We start from the raw sequence: 15,723 nt of genomic DNA, 5'->3' as shown, positions 1-15,723 counted from the left end.
GACAATATTAAGGAGCCTGTAACGTGATTAGCGTTTTCGACATGTTTAAGATCGGCATTGGACCTTCCAGTTCGCATACTGTTGGCCCGATGAAAGCCGGCAAACAGTTTGTCGATGATCTGGTAGCCAATGGCCTGCTCACCTCCGTGACCCGTGTGGCGGTGGACGTTTACGGATCGCTGTCGCTGACGGGTAAAGGCCACCACACCGATATCGCCATTATTATGGGGCTGTCGGGCGCCGCGCCGGACAGCGTTGACATCGACGGCATCGCGGGTTTTATTCGCGATGTCGAGCAGCGCCAGCGCCTGTTGCTGGCCGGTGGTCGCCATGAGGTCGACTTCCCACGTGAGGGCGGCATGGTCTTTCGCAGCGATAATCTGTCACTGCATGAAAACGGAATGCGTATCCATGCCTTTGCCGCTGACCAGCTGATCTACAGCAAAACCTACTACTCCATCGGCGGCGGATTTATCGTCGAGGAAGAGCATTTTGGTCAGTCGACGCTGGATGAAGTCAGCGTGCCTTACCCATTCAACTCCGCTAAAGCGATGCTGGCGCACTGCCGGGAAACTGGCCTGTCGCTCTCCGGCATGGTGATGAAAAACGAACTGGCCGTGCACAGCCGTCAGGAGATCGAGCACTATTTCACCGCTATCTGGCAGACCATGCGCGAATGTATCGACCGTGGCCTCAATACCGAAGGCGTGCTGCCGGGTCCCCTGCGCGTGCCGCGTCGAGCCTCAGCGTTGCGCCGTCTGCTGGTGTCATCCGATAAACTCTCCAGCGATCCGATGAATGTGATTGACTGGATTAATATGTTTGCGCTGGCGGTAAATGAAGAGAATGCGGCGGGTGGTCGGGTGGTAACCGCGCCCACCAACGGCGCCTGCGGTATCGTACCGGCGGTGCTGGCCTACTATGATCACTTTATTGAGCCGGTGAGCCCGGATATTTTTATCCGCTATTTCCTCGCCTGCGGCGCGATTGGCGTGCTGTACAAGATGAATGCCTCCATTTCCGGCGCGGAAGTCGGCTGTCAGGGAGAAGTTGGCGTCGCCTGCTCAATGGCGGCGGCAGGCCTGGCAGAATTACTCGGCGCCAGTCCGGAGCAGGTCTGTATCGCCGCGGAAATTGGCATGGAACACAACCTTGGTCTTACCTGCGACCCGGTCGCCGGCCAGGTACAGGTTCCCTGCATCGAACGTAACGCCATTGCCGCAGTAAAAGCGATTAACTCGGCACGTATGGCCATGCGTCGCACCAGTGAACCACGTGTTTCACTGGATAAAGTCATCGAAACCATGTACGAAACCGGCAAGGATATGAACGCCAAATACCGTGAAACCTCGCGGGGTGGACTGGCGATAAAAGTGCAGTGTGATTAATTCCTCAGCAGTTACTTCTATAGAATAAAAATAGTTCCTTACCGGACTATCACCCGCCTTCGGAAACCGATACAGTGGATTCGCGCGGCCTTTTACCGGCCGCGCTGCCATATCTTACAGCCGGCGCCTTTTTGTTTATTAGTACTAAACTTAGCTTTCTCCTTGTCGATAACAGATATTCGGAATCTCATTGTGCGCTTTTTTTAAGGATGGTTACTGATGCAAGTGTCCCAGCAAATTGTTGGACAGTTTCGTCGTAAGCGATTGCTGATTGCTTCGATCGTCGCCGCGTTAGTGCTCATTCTTACCCTGACCTTTCGTTTTTTTGAAGAGAAAGGCCGTATTGAGCAGCAATCACATCGTTTTGCTAATAATGCAATACAACGATTTGACCGCATGTTTTCGCCCCTGGATGTATCAGCTAATAATATGCTGGCGCTGGTTGGCCTGAGCTGCGCAGCCGTGCGTTTTCCGCTGGTGGAGAAAATGGCTACCCTGCAAACAGTCCGTGCAATGCTGCTGGTCGAGAACGACATGGTCTACTGCTCAAGTATTCATGGCGATCGGGCAATTAGCTTCAGCGATAGCTGGCCGGATCTGGCGGTCAATAATCAGCGCATGTTACTGACAACCGATAATTTCCTGTTGAAAGGATCGCCGGTCTTACTACTCTGGACGCCAAAGTCGCTGAATAACCGCTCAGGTATTGTGCAAATCATTAATATCGAGCTGATGAGCAGTTATCTGCTGGAACCGACCCTGCCATGGGTTGAACGTGCGGTGTTCAATGTCGCGGGTAAAAGTCTGGAATACGGCAACCCGATGATTGAACCGGCAATACCTTCTGAAGATGAAGTGAGCTATGAAGAGTCATCGCTGCGTTATCCTTTTTCTATCACGCTGTTTGGTCCGTCGCCGACGCGGCTGGCGCTAATGACCGTGCCGTCTCAGCTACCGCTGGCGCTGCTGCTGAGCCTGCTGATGGGTTATATCATCTGGCTGGCGACCGCCAACCGCATGAGTATCGCCTGGCAGATTAGCTACGGCTTATCGGCGCAGGAGTTTATGGTCTACTGTCAGCCGCTGATCAATGCCCGCACCGGCGACTGTGACGGTATAGAGCTGCTGTTACGCTGGCATAATCCGCGTCAGGGCTGGGTGCCGCCGGATGTGTTTATTCCGATGGCTGAGCGGCAAAACCTAATCGCGCCTTTGACGCGATTTGTCATTAATGAAGTGGTCAGCCAGCTGCCTTCGCTCCCTGACTGCCCGACGTTTCATATCGCAATAAACGTTGCCGCCAGTCATTTCCGCGATCGGGCGATTATTGACGACCTGCAGCGTCTGTGGTGGCCGGCCAATCCACGTCCGCAGCTGGTGGTCGAGTTAACCGAGCGTGATGCCCTGCCGGTGGTTGATCAGCGAGTAGTATCACATCTGCATAAGATTGGCGTAAAACTGGCGATTGATGACTTTGGCACCGGCCACAGTTCCCTGGCCTATCTGAAAACCCTGCGTCCGGACGTGCTGAAAATTGATAAGATTTTTACTGCGGCGATTGGCACCGATGCAATTAACGCCACGGTGACGGATATGGTGATTTCACTGGCGCAGCGGCTGAATATCAGTCTGGTGGCCGAAGGTGTGGAGACCGCAGAGCAGGCGGCCTATCTGCGCGAGCGCGGGGTGGATACGCTGCAAGGTTATTACTACGCCCGCCCGATGCCGATTGCAGACTTCCCGGCATGGTTAAATAAGCATCAGGCAGCGTTAGTTGCCTGATGCAGGGACCGCATTACTGTTTCAGATAACCCACGGTACAGGCGGCATTTATGCCGCCCTGCTACTCAGGCGTCCTCTTCATCCCTTTCATTACGTTCTTTTGTCACGCGAACCAGGTCAACCCGGTAGTCCGTCGCTTCAATAATCTGGAAACGTAACGGCAACAGCTCGATCACCTCACCTGGCACCGGCAGCTGCCCTTTCTGGGCAATCAGCAAACCAGCCAGCGATGCGTGGTCATCCTCGGCCTTCACCAAATCCTGGGTATCCAGCAACTGCTGCAGCGAGTGCAGATCGGTACCGCCTTTAACCAGCCAGCCATCACCATCAGCGATAATATCCGGGGTTTCATCCTCATCCGGGAATTCTCCGGCAATCGCTTCCAGCACGTCCAGCGGCGTGATCAGCCCCTGCACCACGCCAAACTCGCTGGTGACCACCACAAAGCTGCCCTTGGCGCGACGCAGCACGCCGAGTAAATTAATCGGGTCCAGCGTCTCCGGCACGATAATCGGCGGCATCGCTGCGGCAAAGGTCGCCACATCAATGCCATGATCCAGCGCCACCAGCAACTCTTTGGCACGCACGACGCCGATAATTTCATCCAGCTCTCCACGACACACCGGGAACAGGCTGTGCGGCGTATCCAGCAGTTGAATACGGACCTCATCCAGCGGACGTTCCGCATCAACCCACGAGATCTCGCCGCGCGGCGTCATTATGCTGCGTACCGAACGCGAAGCCAGCGTCAGGACACCATTAATCATATAGCGTTCTTCGTCTTTAAAGGCTTCCTGCGGCATCACCGATGCCACTTCGCCACTGTTTTCGCTGCTGGTCTGCTGCGAGCCGCGACGTCCGCCCATCAGTCGTAAAATCGCTTCAGCGGTACGTTCACGCATCGGACGATGGGACTGATGGCGAATAAAGTTGCGTCGGGCAAGCTGGTTAAACAACTCGATCAGAATCGAGAAACCAATCGCCGCGTAGAGATAACCTTTCGGAATATGGAAGCCAAAGCCTTCAGCCACCAGACTCAGACCGATCATTAACAGGAAACTCAGACAGAGCACCACCACGGTCGGATGCGCATTGACAAAATTAGTCAGTGGTTTCGACGCCAGCAACATCACGCCCATCGCAATCACCACTGCGGTCATCATAATCGCCAGATTGTTCACCATCCCGACGGCGGTAATCACCGCATCAAGCGAGAACACCGCATCCAGCACCACAATTTGTATCACCACCGCCCAGAAACTGGCGTAGGCTCGATTACCATCCGTTTCGAGTTGACGGTTTTCCAGCCGCTCATGCAGCTCCATGGTGGCCTTAAATAGCAGGAATACCCCACCAAACAATAAAATCAGGTCGCGGCCAGAAAAGCTAAAGTCAGCTACGCTGAACAGTGGACGCGTTAGCGTGACCATCCAGGAAATCAATGACAGTAGCGCCAGGCGCATCAACAGAGCCAGTGATAAGCCAATCAGGCGCGCTTTATCACGCTGTCTGGGCGGCAGTTTGTCGGCAAGGATGGCGATAAACACCAGGTTGTCGATACCCAGCACGATTTCAAGAACGATAAGCGTCAGCAGACCGGCCCAAATTGAGGGGTCCAGAAGAAATTCCATTACAGACTCCGGAAAAAGGAACAGGACAACGCCACGACCAGATTAACGGACGCGCGACGAGGATAACGACAGGCAATAGTGCGTGACACGCCGAATGGCGTTAATAAACAAGCCGGATGACCCGGTGGCATGGATAAACAACGTCGGTGACAGTCCATGGGGGGGGCTGAGGCCCGTTACTCCTGTAGCAAAAAAAGAATCATTACTCTACCAGCAGAAACATTGGCGTCAAAATATTTTCTTACAGTTAACCCGCAGCTCGCGCCGTGTTGAGGTTCTGCAGAGAGCAGAAAGGTAAATCAGCAGGTTATGCGTCGTAATTGCTGAGCGTCGTCACATAATTTATTTTTTCACGGACTAAAATAATTCGCGACATAACAGCTTTACATCCTGACACTGCACGAAATCTTAGCAGATCAGCGCAGCGTTTAATTTGGGTCAGTTCATTTGAGTTGAGTGTAGCTGAAATGACATCGTTGGCGGTTCAGTGCAACCGGCTGAAACGCTCAATATTGTAAAAGGAGGTAGCAAGTGACTATTGCTATTGTAATCGGCACCCATGGTTGGGCAGCGGAGCAGCTTGTTAAGACCGCCGAAATGCTATTAGGCGAGCAGCAAAACGTCGGGTGGATCGATTTTGTTCCCGGGGAAAATGCCGAAACCTTAATAGAGAAATACAATGCGCGCCTTACGGAACTGGATACCCATGAGGGCGTGCTCTTCCTCGTTGATACCTGGGGTGGAAGCCCATTTAACGCCGCCAGCCGTATTGTGGTGGATAAACAAAACTACGAAGTGATTGCCGGCGTCAATATTCCAATGCTGGTCGAAACCCTGATGGCGCGTGACGATAATCCGTCATTCGACGATCTGGTGGCACTGGCGCTGGAAACCGGTCGCGAAGGAGTGAAAGCGCTGAAGGCGAAAGAGCCGGTAGTTGCAGCGCCAGCCAAACCGGCCGCGGTGGCTAAACCGCAAAAACCGCTGGGTCCTGAAGATCATATGAAGATCGGTCTGGCACGTATTGATGACCGCCTGATTCATGGTCAGGTCGCCACCCGCTGGACCAAAGAAACCAACGTCAGTCGTATTATTGTCGTCAGTGATGAAGTTGCCGCCGACCATGTTCGTAAAACGCTGCTGACCCAGGTTGCCCCGCCGGGCGTCACCGCACATGTGGTTGATGTCGCTAAAATGATCCGTGTCTACAACAACCCGAAATATGCTCAGGATAAAGTGATGCTGCTGTTCACTAACCCCACCGATGTCGAGCGTATTGTGTCTGAAGGCGTCAATATTAAATCGGTCAATATTGGCGGTATGGCTTTCCGCCAGGGGAAAACTCAGGTGAATAACGCCGTTTCCGTCGACCCAAAAGATATTGAAGCCTTTAACAAATTGCATGCGCGCGGTATTGAGCTGGAAGTGAGAAAGGTCTCATCCGACCAGAAACTGAAAATGATGGATCTGATTGCCAAAGTAAATCAATAAGTTGAAATAGTCTTATTCATTGCCTGACGCGTCAGGTTTAACTCAGATTGCAAATGTCAGAAGGAGTTGTGCAATGGAGATCTCCACTCTTCAAATTGTACTGATATTTTTTGTTGCCTGTATTGCAGGTATGGGTTCGATTCTTGATGAGTTTCAGTTCCACCGTCCGCTGGTGGCCTGTACTTTAATCGGTTTTGTACTGGGAGATGTTAAAACCGGGATTATCATCGGCGGTACGCTGGAGATGATCGCCCTTGGCTGGATGAATATCGGTGCCGCAGTGGCGCCTGACGCCGCCCTCGCCTCAATTATTTCCACCATTCTGGTTATCGCCGGTGGACAAAGCGTCGGTGCCGGTATTGCCCTGGCAATCCCACTGGCCGCAGCCGGTCAGGTACTGACCATTATTGTGCGTACCATTACTGTCGCCTTCCAGCATGCTGCCGATAAAGCCGCCGAGAAAGGCAATCTTAGCGCTATCAGTTGGATCCATGTTTCAGCGTTAGTGTTGCAGGCAATGCGTATCGCCATTCCGGCGCTGATTGTCGCCGTTTCCGTCGGCACCAGCGTAGTTCACAACATGCTGAGCTCGATTCCGGAAGTGGTCACCAACGGCCTGAATATTGCTGGCGGCATGATTGTTGTGGTCGGTTATGCGATGGTCATCAATATGATGCGTGCCGGTTATCTGATGCCATTCTTCTACCTTGGCTTCGTTACTGCGGCATTTACCAATTTCAATCTGGTTGCCCTTGGCGTGATTGGCGTGGTAATGGCGGTACTCTACATTCAGCTGAGTCCGAAATATAACCGCGTAGCGGGTGCGTCGGCATCCGGCCCGTCCAATAACGATCTCGACAACGAATTAGACTAAGGAAAAGGTGAGAGAAATGGTTGATACCACTACAACACAGAAGAAACTCACGGCAGGTGATATTCGCGGTGTATTCCTGCGCTCGAACCTGTTCCAGGGGTCCTGGAACTTCGAACGCATGCAGGCGCTGGGGTTCTGCTTCTCCATGGTTCCGGTGATCCGTCGCCTCTATCCGGAAAATAACGACGATCGCAAAGCGGCAATTAAACGTCACCTTGAATTCTTTAATACTCAGCCTTTTGTCGCTGCGCCAGTGCTTGGCGTTACCATGGCGATGGAAGAGCAACGCGCGAATGGCGCGCCGATTGATGACGCCGCGATTAACGGTATTAAAGTCGGTCTGATGGGCCCGCTGGCCGGTGTCGGCGACCCGATTTTCTGGGGAACCGTGCGCCCGGTATTTGCCGCACTCGGTGCCGGTATCGCCATGAGCGGCAGCCTGCTTGGCCCGGTACTGTTCTTTGTGCTGTTTAACCTGGCGCGCCTGCTGACACGCTACTACGGTGTGGCCTATGGCTATAAAAAGGGTGTCGATATCGTAAGCGATATGGGCGGCGGCTTCCTGCAGAAACTGACGGAGGCGGCGTCAATCCTCGGTTTGTTTGTTATGGGGGCGTTGGTTAACAAGTGGACGCACGTCAATATCCCGATGGTGGTATCGCGGATAACCGACCCGACCGGTAAAACCACCGTCACCACCGTGCAGACTATCCTCGATCAACTGATGCCGGGACTGGTGCCGCTGCTGCTGACCTTTGGCTGTATGTGGCTGTTGCGCCGTAAAGTGAATGCGCTGTGGATTATCATTGGCTTCTTTGCCATTGGTATCTTCGGCTACTGGATTGGTTTACTCGGACTGTAAACTGTCTGACCGGGAGTTAAGGCTCCCGGTTTTACTTCAGAGTCGCTTTATCAGTGTTTATCCTGAGCGCTGACAAAACGACTTTCAGGGAGCTGTAGTATGTCTTTAACCGATTATCTGATTATCGCCCTTCTCGCCCTTTTCCTACTGTATGCCATTTATGATGAGTTCCTGATGGAACGTCGGCGTGGGGAAATCCGCCTGAAAGTCCTGCTGCAACGGCGCAATAAGCTGGATAGTCTGATCTTTATCGGCCTGATTGCCATTCTGATTTACCACAATGTAATGGCTCAGGGCGCGCAAATCACCACCGTTCTGTTAATGGTACTGGCGTTCCTTGCCATCTATACCTTCTGGATCCGCCGGCCAAAATTGATCTTCAAATCCCAGGGGTTTTTCTATGCCAACGTCTGGATTGATTATTCCCGCATTAAAGGTATGAATTTATCCGAAGATGGGGTTCTGGTGATGCAATTAGAGCACCGGCAGTTACTTATCCACGTCAAAGAATTAGATGATTTAGAAAGAATCTATAAAACATTGATTGAAAATCAATAAGTTAAAATATAGCACAAGGTATATTTTGTTTGGTTTTTATACTTCCACTAATTGTCAGGATAATATTTTATCGACAAAACCTTAACAACATTACGTTTAATTTTGCAACATCTTAAAAAGTAAATAATTAATGAAAATCATTATCGTTAGGGTCAAAAAATAACGATTTTTATTTTATCTTAATTATCTGCTGTGATAATGTAGCCAGCGTCATTGGGGAGTAGCCCGTTTCTGCCAAAGCCGCAGAAATGCATCTGTCAACATACTCGTTTACGCATAAACGTGGCAGCTGCGGCCTTCATCTGTCAGGCGAGACCATAGACACGTGCCCATGCAGGGTTGGGGATGGCGCACGTGTAAATGGATGTCCCGGCCGGGGTTACGACTTCGATGAATTTTTCCGCAACAGTTATTCTCGCGCTGGGTATGTCAATGGATGCGTTTGCCGCGTCTATTGGCAAAGGCGCCGCTCTGCATAAACCTCGCTTTTCTGAAGCCCTGCGCACCGGCCTGATTTTTGGCGTGATTGAAGCCATTACGCCGCTTATTGGCTGGAGCTTAGGTCAGCTGGCCAGCCAGTATGTGGTACGCTGGGATCACTGGATCGCCTTTGTGCTGCTGGCATTGCTCGGTGGCCGTATGGTGCTGGAAGGCTTGCGCACGGCGAAAACCGACGCGCAGCCGGTATACCGTCACGGCTTCTGGCTGCTGGTGATGACCGCCATCGCCACCAGTCTGGATGCGATGGCGATCGGCATCAGTCTGGCGTTCCTGCAGGTTAATATCCTGCAAACCGCGCTGATGATCGGGACGGCGACACTAATTATGTCAACCATCGGTATTCTGCTTGGCCGCTTTATCGGGCCGATGCTCGGCAAACGCGCGGAAATACTCGGCGGCGTGGTGTTAATCGGCATCGGCTGCCATATTCTTTACACCAGTCTGGCCTAATTGCGCTGCCACAGCGTCAGAACAAAATCGGTTTCACAAACAAAATCCGTCTCTGCCGCCAGTTGCCGCCACACCTCCTCGCGTGCCCGCCAGGCAAATGGCGTCATCTGCAATAGCGCCGTGGCCTGCTGACCATTTAGCGTCATCGGATAGGCCAGGCTGCTCTGCTCAACGCGGCTGAATTCCGCCAGTTGCTCTTCACTCTCACCATGCAATTTTGCCTGTTGATAAATCAGCGCTTTAAATTGCAGCAGATGGCGCGGCCCCGGCGCCACGGTTAACAGATAACCGCCCGGCCGGATAACACGCGCCAGCTCCGCAGCTTTACAGGGGGCATAAATGCGCAGCACGGCATCCATTGCGCCATCGGCAAAAGGTAAGCGATGACTGGAAGCGACGCAGAACGCAATCTGCGGGTAGCGCTTAGCGGCATAGCGGATAGCCACTTTCGCCACGTCGAGACCGTAAATGCGGGTTTCTGCGCGCGGTGACAGGCGCTGACTGACCCCGTCCGTGTAGTAACCTTCACCGCAGCCAATATCCAGCAGGCTGATACTTGTCTGTGGTAACACGCTATCCAGCAGTTGCGCAACGCGCTGTTGCAGCGGCTGATAGTGTCCGGCATCAAGAAACTGGCGGCGCGCCTGCATCATCTCCACGCTGTCACCCGGCTGCCGCGAGTGTTTATGCTGTACCGGCAGCAAATTGACGTAGCCCTCTTTCGCACAATCAAACTGATGCTGATTACTGCAACGCCAGCTGCGCTCAACAGGTGCCAGCGGCTGCTGACAAAGTGGACAAAGGTACGGCATTCAGGCTCTCCGGAAAAAAAACAGGGCGGCAGTTTACACCTTTCATCAACGACGTGCGCCAGCAATCCTGCAACAATTTTTCGCCGTGACAAAGAAAAAGCCCCGGCACAAAGTGGCGGGGCTTTCACTATTCAGATTCAGCGGCGTTATGTGTTGAAACATAACGCTGAGGCTGAGATCAAAATCAGATTGCAGTTACGTTAACTGCTGCCGGGCCTTTCTGGCCGTCCTGAATTTCGAACTCAACGTTCTGGCCTTCAGCCAGAGTTTTGAAGCCGTTACCCTGAATTGCAGAGAAATGTACGAATACATCTTTGCTGCCGTCAGCAGGAGTAATGAAACCAAAACCTTTAGACTCGTTGAACCACTTAACCTGACCTTTAATCTTTGCCATTTTGCAAATTCCTTAGAGTGTTTTATTCGCCCGGAGGCTTACTTACTGAGAAACCAGAGACATTACTGCATGAGGCACTAATTTAAGGTTCGGCAAGGAAGCGGTATTCAACGTCAACGTCTTTACTCAGAACTTCTTTACTGAAGATGCCACACATAAACAGAACTGTACCTCGTTTTACCCAGAAAGCGTTATCACATATCCGTTAATTAATGGCAAGCCATTTTTAAACAGTGATAGACATGTCGCACATTATTGAAACGACTAATGTCACAGTTTGCACATATATGCAGACTTCCGGGCAACGGTTACATACAACTATGGCAGCGCAGGCCCATCCAGCGTGTCTCTAAACTCAGGATTACTTTAACCTAAAGAACAGGCTACGTCTAATCCGACGTAAGCCTGACTCATTACTAATCAACATAATTATTGCATAAATATGGCAAAAGAACGGTCATTTTTTTGATTAAGCGCAATACGACTATTGTGAAATGGTTGTGGTGATAAGTTGTACAGTAAATGTATAGCGGTACACATTAATGATTAAATTGCACCAAAATCAGGAGACTATATTGGTACCTGCCCCAATTAAATGCAGGGGCAACGGATTGCTGTTTTATTCGATCCATTTGAACTTATGGTTTTAAAAAAATATCACCACTGAACCTGATCAGATTTTATCTTTTCTTTAGGATTATTCCTGGTGGATATTATTAAGCAACTTTCTTGCACCTATTCTCCATGCCTGAAAGCGCCGCTGCTCAAGCCCTGCGGCCTGCATCGATTGCGCCAGTTCCAGCGGCGGAGCGTCCAGCGATTCGTCTGCCAGTTCAAACACGCCCCAGTGGATCGGAATCGACAACGGACAGCCCAGATCGCGATGCAGTGATACCGCCTGTTCCGGGTCCATGTGTTGTCCCTGCATGAACCATTTTGGTGCATAGGCCCCGACCGGCAATGCCGCTACATTAAACGGCCCCAGACGGCGCGGGATATCCAGTAAATTTTCTGAATAACCGCTATCACCGGTAAACCAAAAACTCAGATTTCCCGCATTAATTGTCCAGCCGCACCACAGGGAACGGTTACGATCTTTTAATGAACGCATACTCCAGTGACGCGCGGGCACAGCGTGCACCGTCATCCCGGTCAGCGGCGCGGCTTCCCACCAGTCAAGCTGGATAATATGCCGCGCGCCCTGCTGTACGAACCAGGGTTTCAGACCGAGCGGGACAATAAACTGTACGTCAGGGAAACGACGCAGAATTTTTTTAATCGTCGGGCGATCAAGATGATCGTAGTGATTGTGCGAAACCAGCACCGTATCCAGCGCCGGGAGCGTCGCAATATCTAACGGCGTGGGGGTTTTACGTTTCGGGCCATAAAAGCTCAGCGGCGACGCACGGTGCGACAGTGCCGGATCGATCAACGTATAGCGCTGATTAATCCGCAGCATCAGGCAGGCGTGGCCGAGCCACCAGATAGCATCATCGCTGCCGGAAAGATCGGCAGGCTGCCACCATTGCGCAATAAATTCATCATAGCCGCCCGCAGGCGGAAACGGCAGTCCCTGCGCTTTACGCTCCTTTTGCCAGCGTCGTAAATCACCCTGCTGGCGCAAATCGGCTTCCGGATTACGGAAGCCTTCTGGCGTGTGGTGGGCTTTGGCGGGGTCATACCACGGGTTTTTCCAGACCATCGTTAAAACTCCTCATTGCCCTGCTTGCAGATTTATCGCTCGGGGATCAGACGGGTAAAATCTTTTTCGTCATCGTCTTCCTCTGTCTGCGCCGGGCTCTTATCGGTGCCGCTTACCGCATCGGTCAGACGACTCAACATTGCATTTTGTTTTTTCTGTTCGTCCAGCATCGCTTCCAGCAGGCGGATCTGCTCACTGGCACGCACACTGGCGCGATTAACAAAAAACCATGCGATCAGGCCAACAATCACCAGCGCAGCAATAAATCCCATTGACGCGAAACCCATTGCGCCATTCGCCATATCATTCATACATGCCTCAATCTCTTGCGCTTCTTTCAGTGGTCGCAGCAAAGCGCGCGACGCAACTTGCTAATTTTACCCTCTCAGGCGCGAATTGATAGATACGTCACACAAATTGATCGCTGGTCAGCAGTTTGTTTCCCGATTTCGGCATCCTCTGATCGACGACGGGCACGCTTCACGGCATGCTGCCATGCTCAGGCGCGACGTCAGAATGAGGAAGTCGTCTTACAAGGAGACAAAAATGAAAACAGTGATACGTATTGTGGTGGTACTGGCGATTATCTGGCTGGCAATGTTACTGACCGGCTATGGCGTACTGACGGGTAGCAGCAAAAATGCCGCCGGGCTGGGATTACAGTGTCAGTACCTGACCGCGCGCGGCATGATTACGGCGCAGTATCTGCACAGCGACAGTGGAATTATTGGCATCACTAATTGCCCGATTTTGAAAAAGAGTGGGGAAGTCGTCGATAACTGATCGACACCAGCAGACTGAGCGGGTGGCAGGCATTTCTGCCTGCCACCCGTGCTTTTCGCCTCAGAATGGATAGTCGTGGAAACCCATTTGCGATGACAGTTCGCGCGCCGCACGATGTAGCATCGCAACGTAGTCGCTTTTGCTATCTTCAGAAAAACGGATGGTCGGGAACGAGATGCTTAAACCGGCAATCACCACGCCAAAGCGGTCAAACACCGGCACGGCGATACAACGCAAGCCCTCTTCCTGCTCTTCATTGTCTTCACCAAAGCCCTGAACCTTCACCTTCTCCAGCACCGGCAACAGCTCCTGCGCACTGCCTACCGTACGCGCGGTGCTGCGTTTGAACTCGACATGCTGCAGGATCTCCTGCACTTCCGCGGCATCACGCCATGCCAGCAACACCTTGCCGATAGCGGTACTGTGCAGCGGGTTGCGACGACCGATACGCGAGTACATACGCAGGTTATACATCGAATCAATCTTATGGATGTAAACGATGCTCTCTTCTTCCAGCGCGCCAAGGTGAATGGTCTCTTTGGTCAGCCGCGACAACTCACGCATCTGAATATCCGCGCTGCGAATCAGATCCACGTTTTGCAGAGCCTTCGCCCCCAGCTCAAACAATTTCAGCGTCAGGGCATATTTTTCTGACTCCCCTTCCTGAGAGACGTAACCCAGCGACTTCATGGTTTGCAGAAAACGGTAAACGGTACTTTTGGACATCATCACACGTTGTGATAATTCGGTAATGCCGTGTTCACGATCTTCGCCGAGCGCCTGCAAAATACCAAATACCTTCAGCACCGAAGAGACCGAATCGGGCTGCTTATCAAGATCCGCATTAGCCATAAATGACAACCTTTCTGAAATTGTTTTATTAAAAATGGAACACCATTTCCAGTATACGTGTGCAATCCCGCTTACCGCAATCCACCCGTCATTTTTTTACCGATACATTTGCACAGAATTATGCGGTGCAATAAAGCAAAAAAATCATTAGCATGATGATATTCACACCTATGATTAATTGCCTGCTATGTCACCGACCTCTCCAATGGATGGTTTACCCATTCCACAGCGCTATGGCGCGATCCTCGCTATCGCCTTAGGCATTACCATGGCGGTACTTGATAGCGCGATTGCAAACGTCGCCCTGCCGACTATCGCCAGGGAGCTGAATGCCAGCCCGGCGAAATCCATCTGGGTGGTGAATGCCTACCAGCTGGCGATCATTATTTCGTTATTGTCACTGTCGTTTCTCGGCGATATTCTCGGTTACCGCCGGATTTACCAGTGTGGGCTGGTGCTCTTCAGCTGTACCTCTCTGTTCTGCGCGCTCTCCAGCTCGCTGGAAATGCTGACGCTGGCACGGGTGCTGCAGGGTTTTGGCGGTGCGGCGCTGATGAGCGTTAACACCGCGCTGATACGCATTATTTATCCGCAACGCCACCTGGGACGCGGCATGGGGATTAACTCGCTCATTGTTGCCGTTTCAACCGCCGCCGGTCCGACGGTGGCGGCGGCGATCCTGTCCGTCGCTTCCTGGCAGTGGTTATTCTTTATTAACGTCCCGGTCGGCATCGTCGCCCTGTGGCTGGCGATGCGCTTTCTGCCCGATAACCAGCAGAAAGCCCTGGGACAGCATTTCGATATCCCCAGTGCGGTAATGAATGCCCTGACCTTTGGTCTGTTGATATCGGCGCTGAGTGGCGCTGCGCAGGGTCAGCGCTGGGAGATCATTGTGACGGAAGTGGTTGCGCTACTGGTGATCGGTTATCTGTTTATTCGCCGTCAGCTGACCCTGAGCTTTCCGCTGTTGCCCGTCGATCTGCTGCGTATTCCGATTTTCTCGCTCTCTATCGGCACCTCGGTCTGCTCTTTCTGTGCCCAGATGCTGGCGATGGTCTCGCTGCCATTTTATCTGCAAACGGTGCTTGGCCGTAATGAAGTCGCGACCGGGCTGTTGTTAACCCCGTGGCCACTGGCAACCATGGTGATGGCACCGATTGCCGGACGGCTGATTGAACGCTACCACGCAGGGCTGCTGGGCGGTATTGGGCTGGCGTTGTTTGCCAGCGGATTGTTTGCCCTGGCGTTATTGCCGTCGTCGCCCACTGATGTGGATATCATCTGGCGCATGATGCTGTGTGGCGCCGGTTTTGGGTTGTTCCAGTCGCCAAACAATCACACCATCATCTCCTCCGCGCCGCGTAATCGCAGCGGCGGCGCCAGCGGCATGCTGGGAACCGCGCGTCTGCTTGGACAGACCAGCGGTGCGGCACTGGTGGCGCTGATGTTTAATCTGTTCGGCAACCATGGTACTCATGTCGCGCTTATGCTGGCCGGTTGTTTTTCCAGCATAGCGGCAATGGTCAGCATGATGCGGATGACGCAGCCGGGCAATTAATGCAGTCATCATAGCGGGAGAAAATCACTGGCGCGGGCGGCATTAATACCGCTCCTACAGAAGCGCTAAGGGAGCCATTTATGGC

At 52.4% G+C, this 15,723-nt stretch carries 15 protein-coding genes, 1 pseudogene and 1 riboswitch; of the genes and pseudogenes, 9 read left to right on the top strand and 7 right to left on the bottom strand.

The window, feature by feature from the left end:
- The first annotated feature begins 23 nt into the window (after positions 1 to 23).
- Both sdaA and JWF83_RS24505 read left to right on the top strand, forming a co-directional pair.
- Complete coding sequence (gene sdaA / locus JWF83_RS24510) at positions 24 to 1,388, top strand: L-serine ammonia-lyase (protein WP_413653108.1); 1,365 nt, start codon at positions 24 to 26, stop codon at positions 1,386 to 1,388.
- Between the two features lie 219 nt (positions 1,389 to 1,607).
- On the top strand, positions 1,608 to 3,170 hold the full coding sequence (locus JWF83_RS24505) for an EAL domain-containing protein (protein ID WP_413653107.1): 1,563 nt from the start codon (positions 1,608 to 1,610) through the stop codon (positions 3,168 to 3,170).
- 65 nt (positions 3,171 to 3,235) lie between these two features.
- Here JWF83_RS24505 and JWF83_RS24500 read toward each other — a convergent pair whose 3' ends face one another.
- Positions 3,236 to 4,801 carry a TerC family protein gene (locus tag JWF83_RS24500; RefSeq protein ID WP_413653106.1) on the bottom strand — a complete coding sequence of 522 codons (1,566 nt, stop codon included), beginning with the start codon at positions 4,799 to 4,801 and terminating at the stop codon, positions 3,236 to 3,238.
- Between the two features lie 531 nt (positions 4,802 to 5,332).
- Between JWF83_RS24500 and manX the strand changes: the two genes are divergently transcribed.
- From manX to mntP, 5 genes are all read left to right on the top strand, one after another.
- On the top strand, positions 5,333 to 6,292 hold the full coding sequence (gene manX, locus JWF83_RS24495) for a PTS mannose transporter subunit IIAB (protein ID WP_413653105.1): 960 nt from the start codon (positions 5,333 to 5,335) through the stop codon (positions 6,290 to 6,292).
- A 73-nt stretch (positions 6,293 to 6,365) separates the two neighbouring features.
- A complete protein-coding gene (locus JWF83_RS24490; protein ID WP_413653104.1) occupies positions 6,366 to 7,166 on the top strand; it encodes a PTS mannose/fructose/sorbose transporter subunit IIC in 801 nt (266 codons plus the stop codon).
- A 16-nt stretch (positions 7,167 to 7,182) separates the two neighbouring features.
- Entirely contained in the window at positions 7,183 to 8,028 is an 846-nt protein-coding gene (locus tag JWF83_RS24485; RefSeq protein ID WP_413653103.1) for a PTS mannose transporter subunit IID, read from the top strand.
- A gap of 99 nt (positions 8,029 to 8,127) precedes the next feature.
- Positions 8,128 to 8,586, top strand: coding sequence for a DUF986 family protein (locus JWF83_RS24480; protein ID WP_413653102.1), 459 nt, complete (start codon positions 8,128 to 8,130; stop codon positions 8,584 to 8,586).
- A 203-nt stretch (positions 8,587 to 8,789) separates the two neighbouring features.
- Positions 8,790 to 8,964, top strand: a riboswitch (yybP-ykoY riboswitch).
- Between the two features lie 12 nt (positions 8,965 to 8,976).
- Positions 8,977 to 9,537, top strand: coding sequence for a manganese efflux pump MntP (mntP, locus tag JWF83_RS24475; RefSeq protein WP_413653101.1), 561 nt, complete (start codon positions 8,977 to 8,979; stop codon positions 9,535 to 9,537).
- Here mntP and rlmA read toward each other — a convergent pair.
- The 5 genes and pseudogenes from rlmA to JWF83_RS24450 all read right to left on the bottom strand — a co-directional run bounded on the left by rlmA (position 9,534) and on the right by JWF83_RS24450 (position 12,756).
- On the bottom strand, positions 9,534 to 10,349 hold the full coding sequence (gene rlmA, locus JWF83_RS24470) for a 23S rRNA (guanine(745)-N(1))-methyltransferase (protein WP_413653100.1): 816 nt from the start codon (positions 10,347 to 10,349) through the stop codon (positions 9,534 to 9,536). The genes mntP and rlmA overlap by 4 nt on opposite strands.
- A 184-nt stretch (positions 10,350 to 10,533) precedes the next feature.
- Entirely contained in the window at positions 10,534 to 10,743 is a 210-nt protein-coding gene (cspE, locus tag JWF83_RS24465) for a transcription antiterminator/RNA stability regulator CspE (protein WP_001062678.1), read from the bottom strand.
- A gap of 12 nt (positions 10,744 to 10,755) precedes the next feature.
- Positions 10,756 to 10,900: pseudogene (locus tag JWF83_RS24460) on the bottom strand (DUF2627 domain-containing protein).
- Positions 10,901 to 11,440: 540 nt separating this feature from the next.
- Positions 11,441 to 12,445, bottom strand: a complete 1,005-nt coding sequence (locus tag JWF83_RS24455; protein WP_413653099.1) for an MBL fold metallo-hydrolase — start codon at positions 12,443 to 12,445, stop codon at positions 11,441 to 11,443.
- 32 nt (positions 12,446 to 12,477) lie between these two features.
- The gene (locus JWF83_RS24450) at positions 12,478 to 12,756 is read right to left on the bottom strand and encodes a YebO family protein (protein ID WP_413653098.1); all 279 of its coding nucleotides are present in this window, start codon (positions 12,754 to 12,756) and stop codon (positions 12,478 to 12,480) included.
- Positions 12,757 to 12,991: 235 nt separating this feature from the next.
- Between JWF83_RS24450 and JWF83_RS24445 the strand changes: the two genes are divergently transcribed.
- Positions 12,992 to 13,228, top strand: a complete 237-nt coding sequence (locus tag JWF83_RS24445) for a YobH family protein (RefSeq protein ID WP_413653097.1) — start codon at positions 12,992 to 12,994, stop codon at positions 13,226 to 13,228.
- 60 nt (positions 13,229 to 13,288) lie between these two features.
- Here the strand turns inward: JWF83_RS24445 and kdgR are convergent, their stop codons facing one another.
- A complete protein-coding gene (gene kdgR, locus JWF83_RS24440) occupies positions 13,289 to 14,080 on the bottom strand; it encodes a DNA-binding transcriptional regulator KdgR (RefSeq protein ID WP_413653096.1) in 792 nt (263 codons plus the stop codon).
- Between the two features lie 187 nt (positions 14,081 to 14,267).
- On the opposite strand from kdgR, the gene JWF83_RS24435 reads away from it, so the two are divergent.
- Positions 14,268 to 15,638 carry an MFS transporter gene (locus JWF83_RS24435; RefSeq protein WP_413653095.1) on the top strand — a complete coding sequence of 457 codons (1,371 nt, stop codon included), beginning with the start codon at positions 14,268 to 14,270 and terminating at the stop codon, positions 15,636 to 15,638.
- Positions 15,639 to 15,723 lie beyond the last annotated feature (85 nt).

The sequence above is a fragment of the Pantoea sp. B65 genome (assembly GCF_047308185.1).
In the GTDB taxonomy this organism is placed as follows: domain Bacteria; phylum Pseudomonadota; class Gammaproteobacteria; order Enterobacterales; family Enterobacteriaceae; genus Erwinia.
This window is presented reverse-complemented; position numbering and strand designations above follow the sequence as displayed.

Bases quoted from the DNA above. Each gene is read 5' to 3' on its own strand.
- JWF83_RS24505 (WP_413653107.1), top strand. From the start codon at position 1,608: ATGCAAGTGTCCCAGCAAATTGTTGGACAGTTTCGTCGTAAGCGATTG.
- JWF83_RS24500 (WP_413653106.1), bottom strand. From the start codon at position 4,801: ATGGAATTTCTTCTGGACCCCTCAATTTGGGCCGGTCTGCTGACGCTT.
- JWF83_RS24490 (WP_413653104.1), top strand. From the start codon at position 6,366: ATGGAGATCTCCACTCTTCAAATTGTACTGATATTTTTTGTTGCCTGT.
- JWF83_RS24485 (WP_413653103.1), top strand. From the start codon at position 7,183: ATGGTTGATACCACTACAACACAGAAGAAACTCACGGCAGGTGATATT.
- JWF83_RS24480 (WP_413653102.1), top strand. From the start codon at position 8,128: ATGTCTTTAACCGATTATCTGATTATCGCCCTTCTCGCCCTTTTCCTA.
- mntP (WP_413653101.1), top strand. From the start codon at position 8,977: ATGAATTTTTCCGCAACAGTTATTCTCGCGCTGGGTATGTCAATGGAT.
- rlmA (WP_413653100.1), bottom strand. From the start codon at position 10,349: ATGCCGTACCTTTGTCCACTTTGTCAGCAGCCGCTGGCACCTGTTGAG.
- cspE (WP_001062678.1), bottom strand. From the start codon at position 10,743: ATGGCAAAGATTAAAGGTCAGGTTAAGTGGTTCAACGAGTCTAAAGGT.
- JWF83_RS24455 (WP_413653099.1), bottom strand. From the start codon at position 12,445: ATGGTCTGGAAAAACCCGTGGTATGACCCCGCCAAAGCCCACCACACG.
- JWF83_RS24450 (WP_413653098.1), bottom strand. From the start codon at position 12,756: ATGAATGATATGGCGAATGGCGCAATGGGTTTCGCGTCAATGGGATTT.
- JWF83_RS24445 (WP_413653097.1), top strand. From the start codon at position 12,992: ATGAAAACAGTGATACGTATTGTGGTGGTACTGGCGATTATCTGGCTG.
- kdgR (WP_413653096.1), bottom strand. From the start codon at position 14,080: ATGGCTAATGCGGATCTTGATAAGCAGCCCGATTCGGTCTCTTCGGTG.
- JWF83_RS24435 (WP_413653095.1), top strand. From the start codon at position 14,268: ATGTCACCGACCTCTCCAATGGATGGTTTACCCATTCCACAGCGCTAT.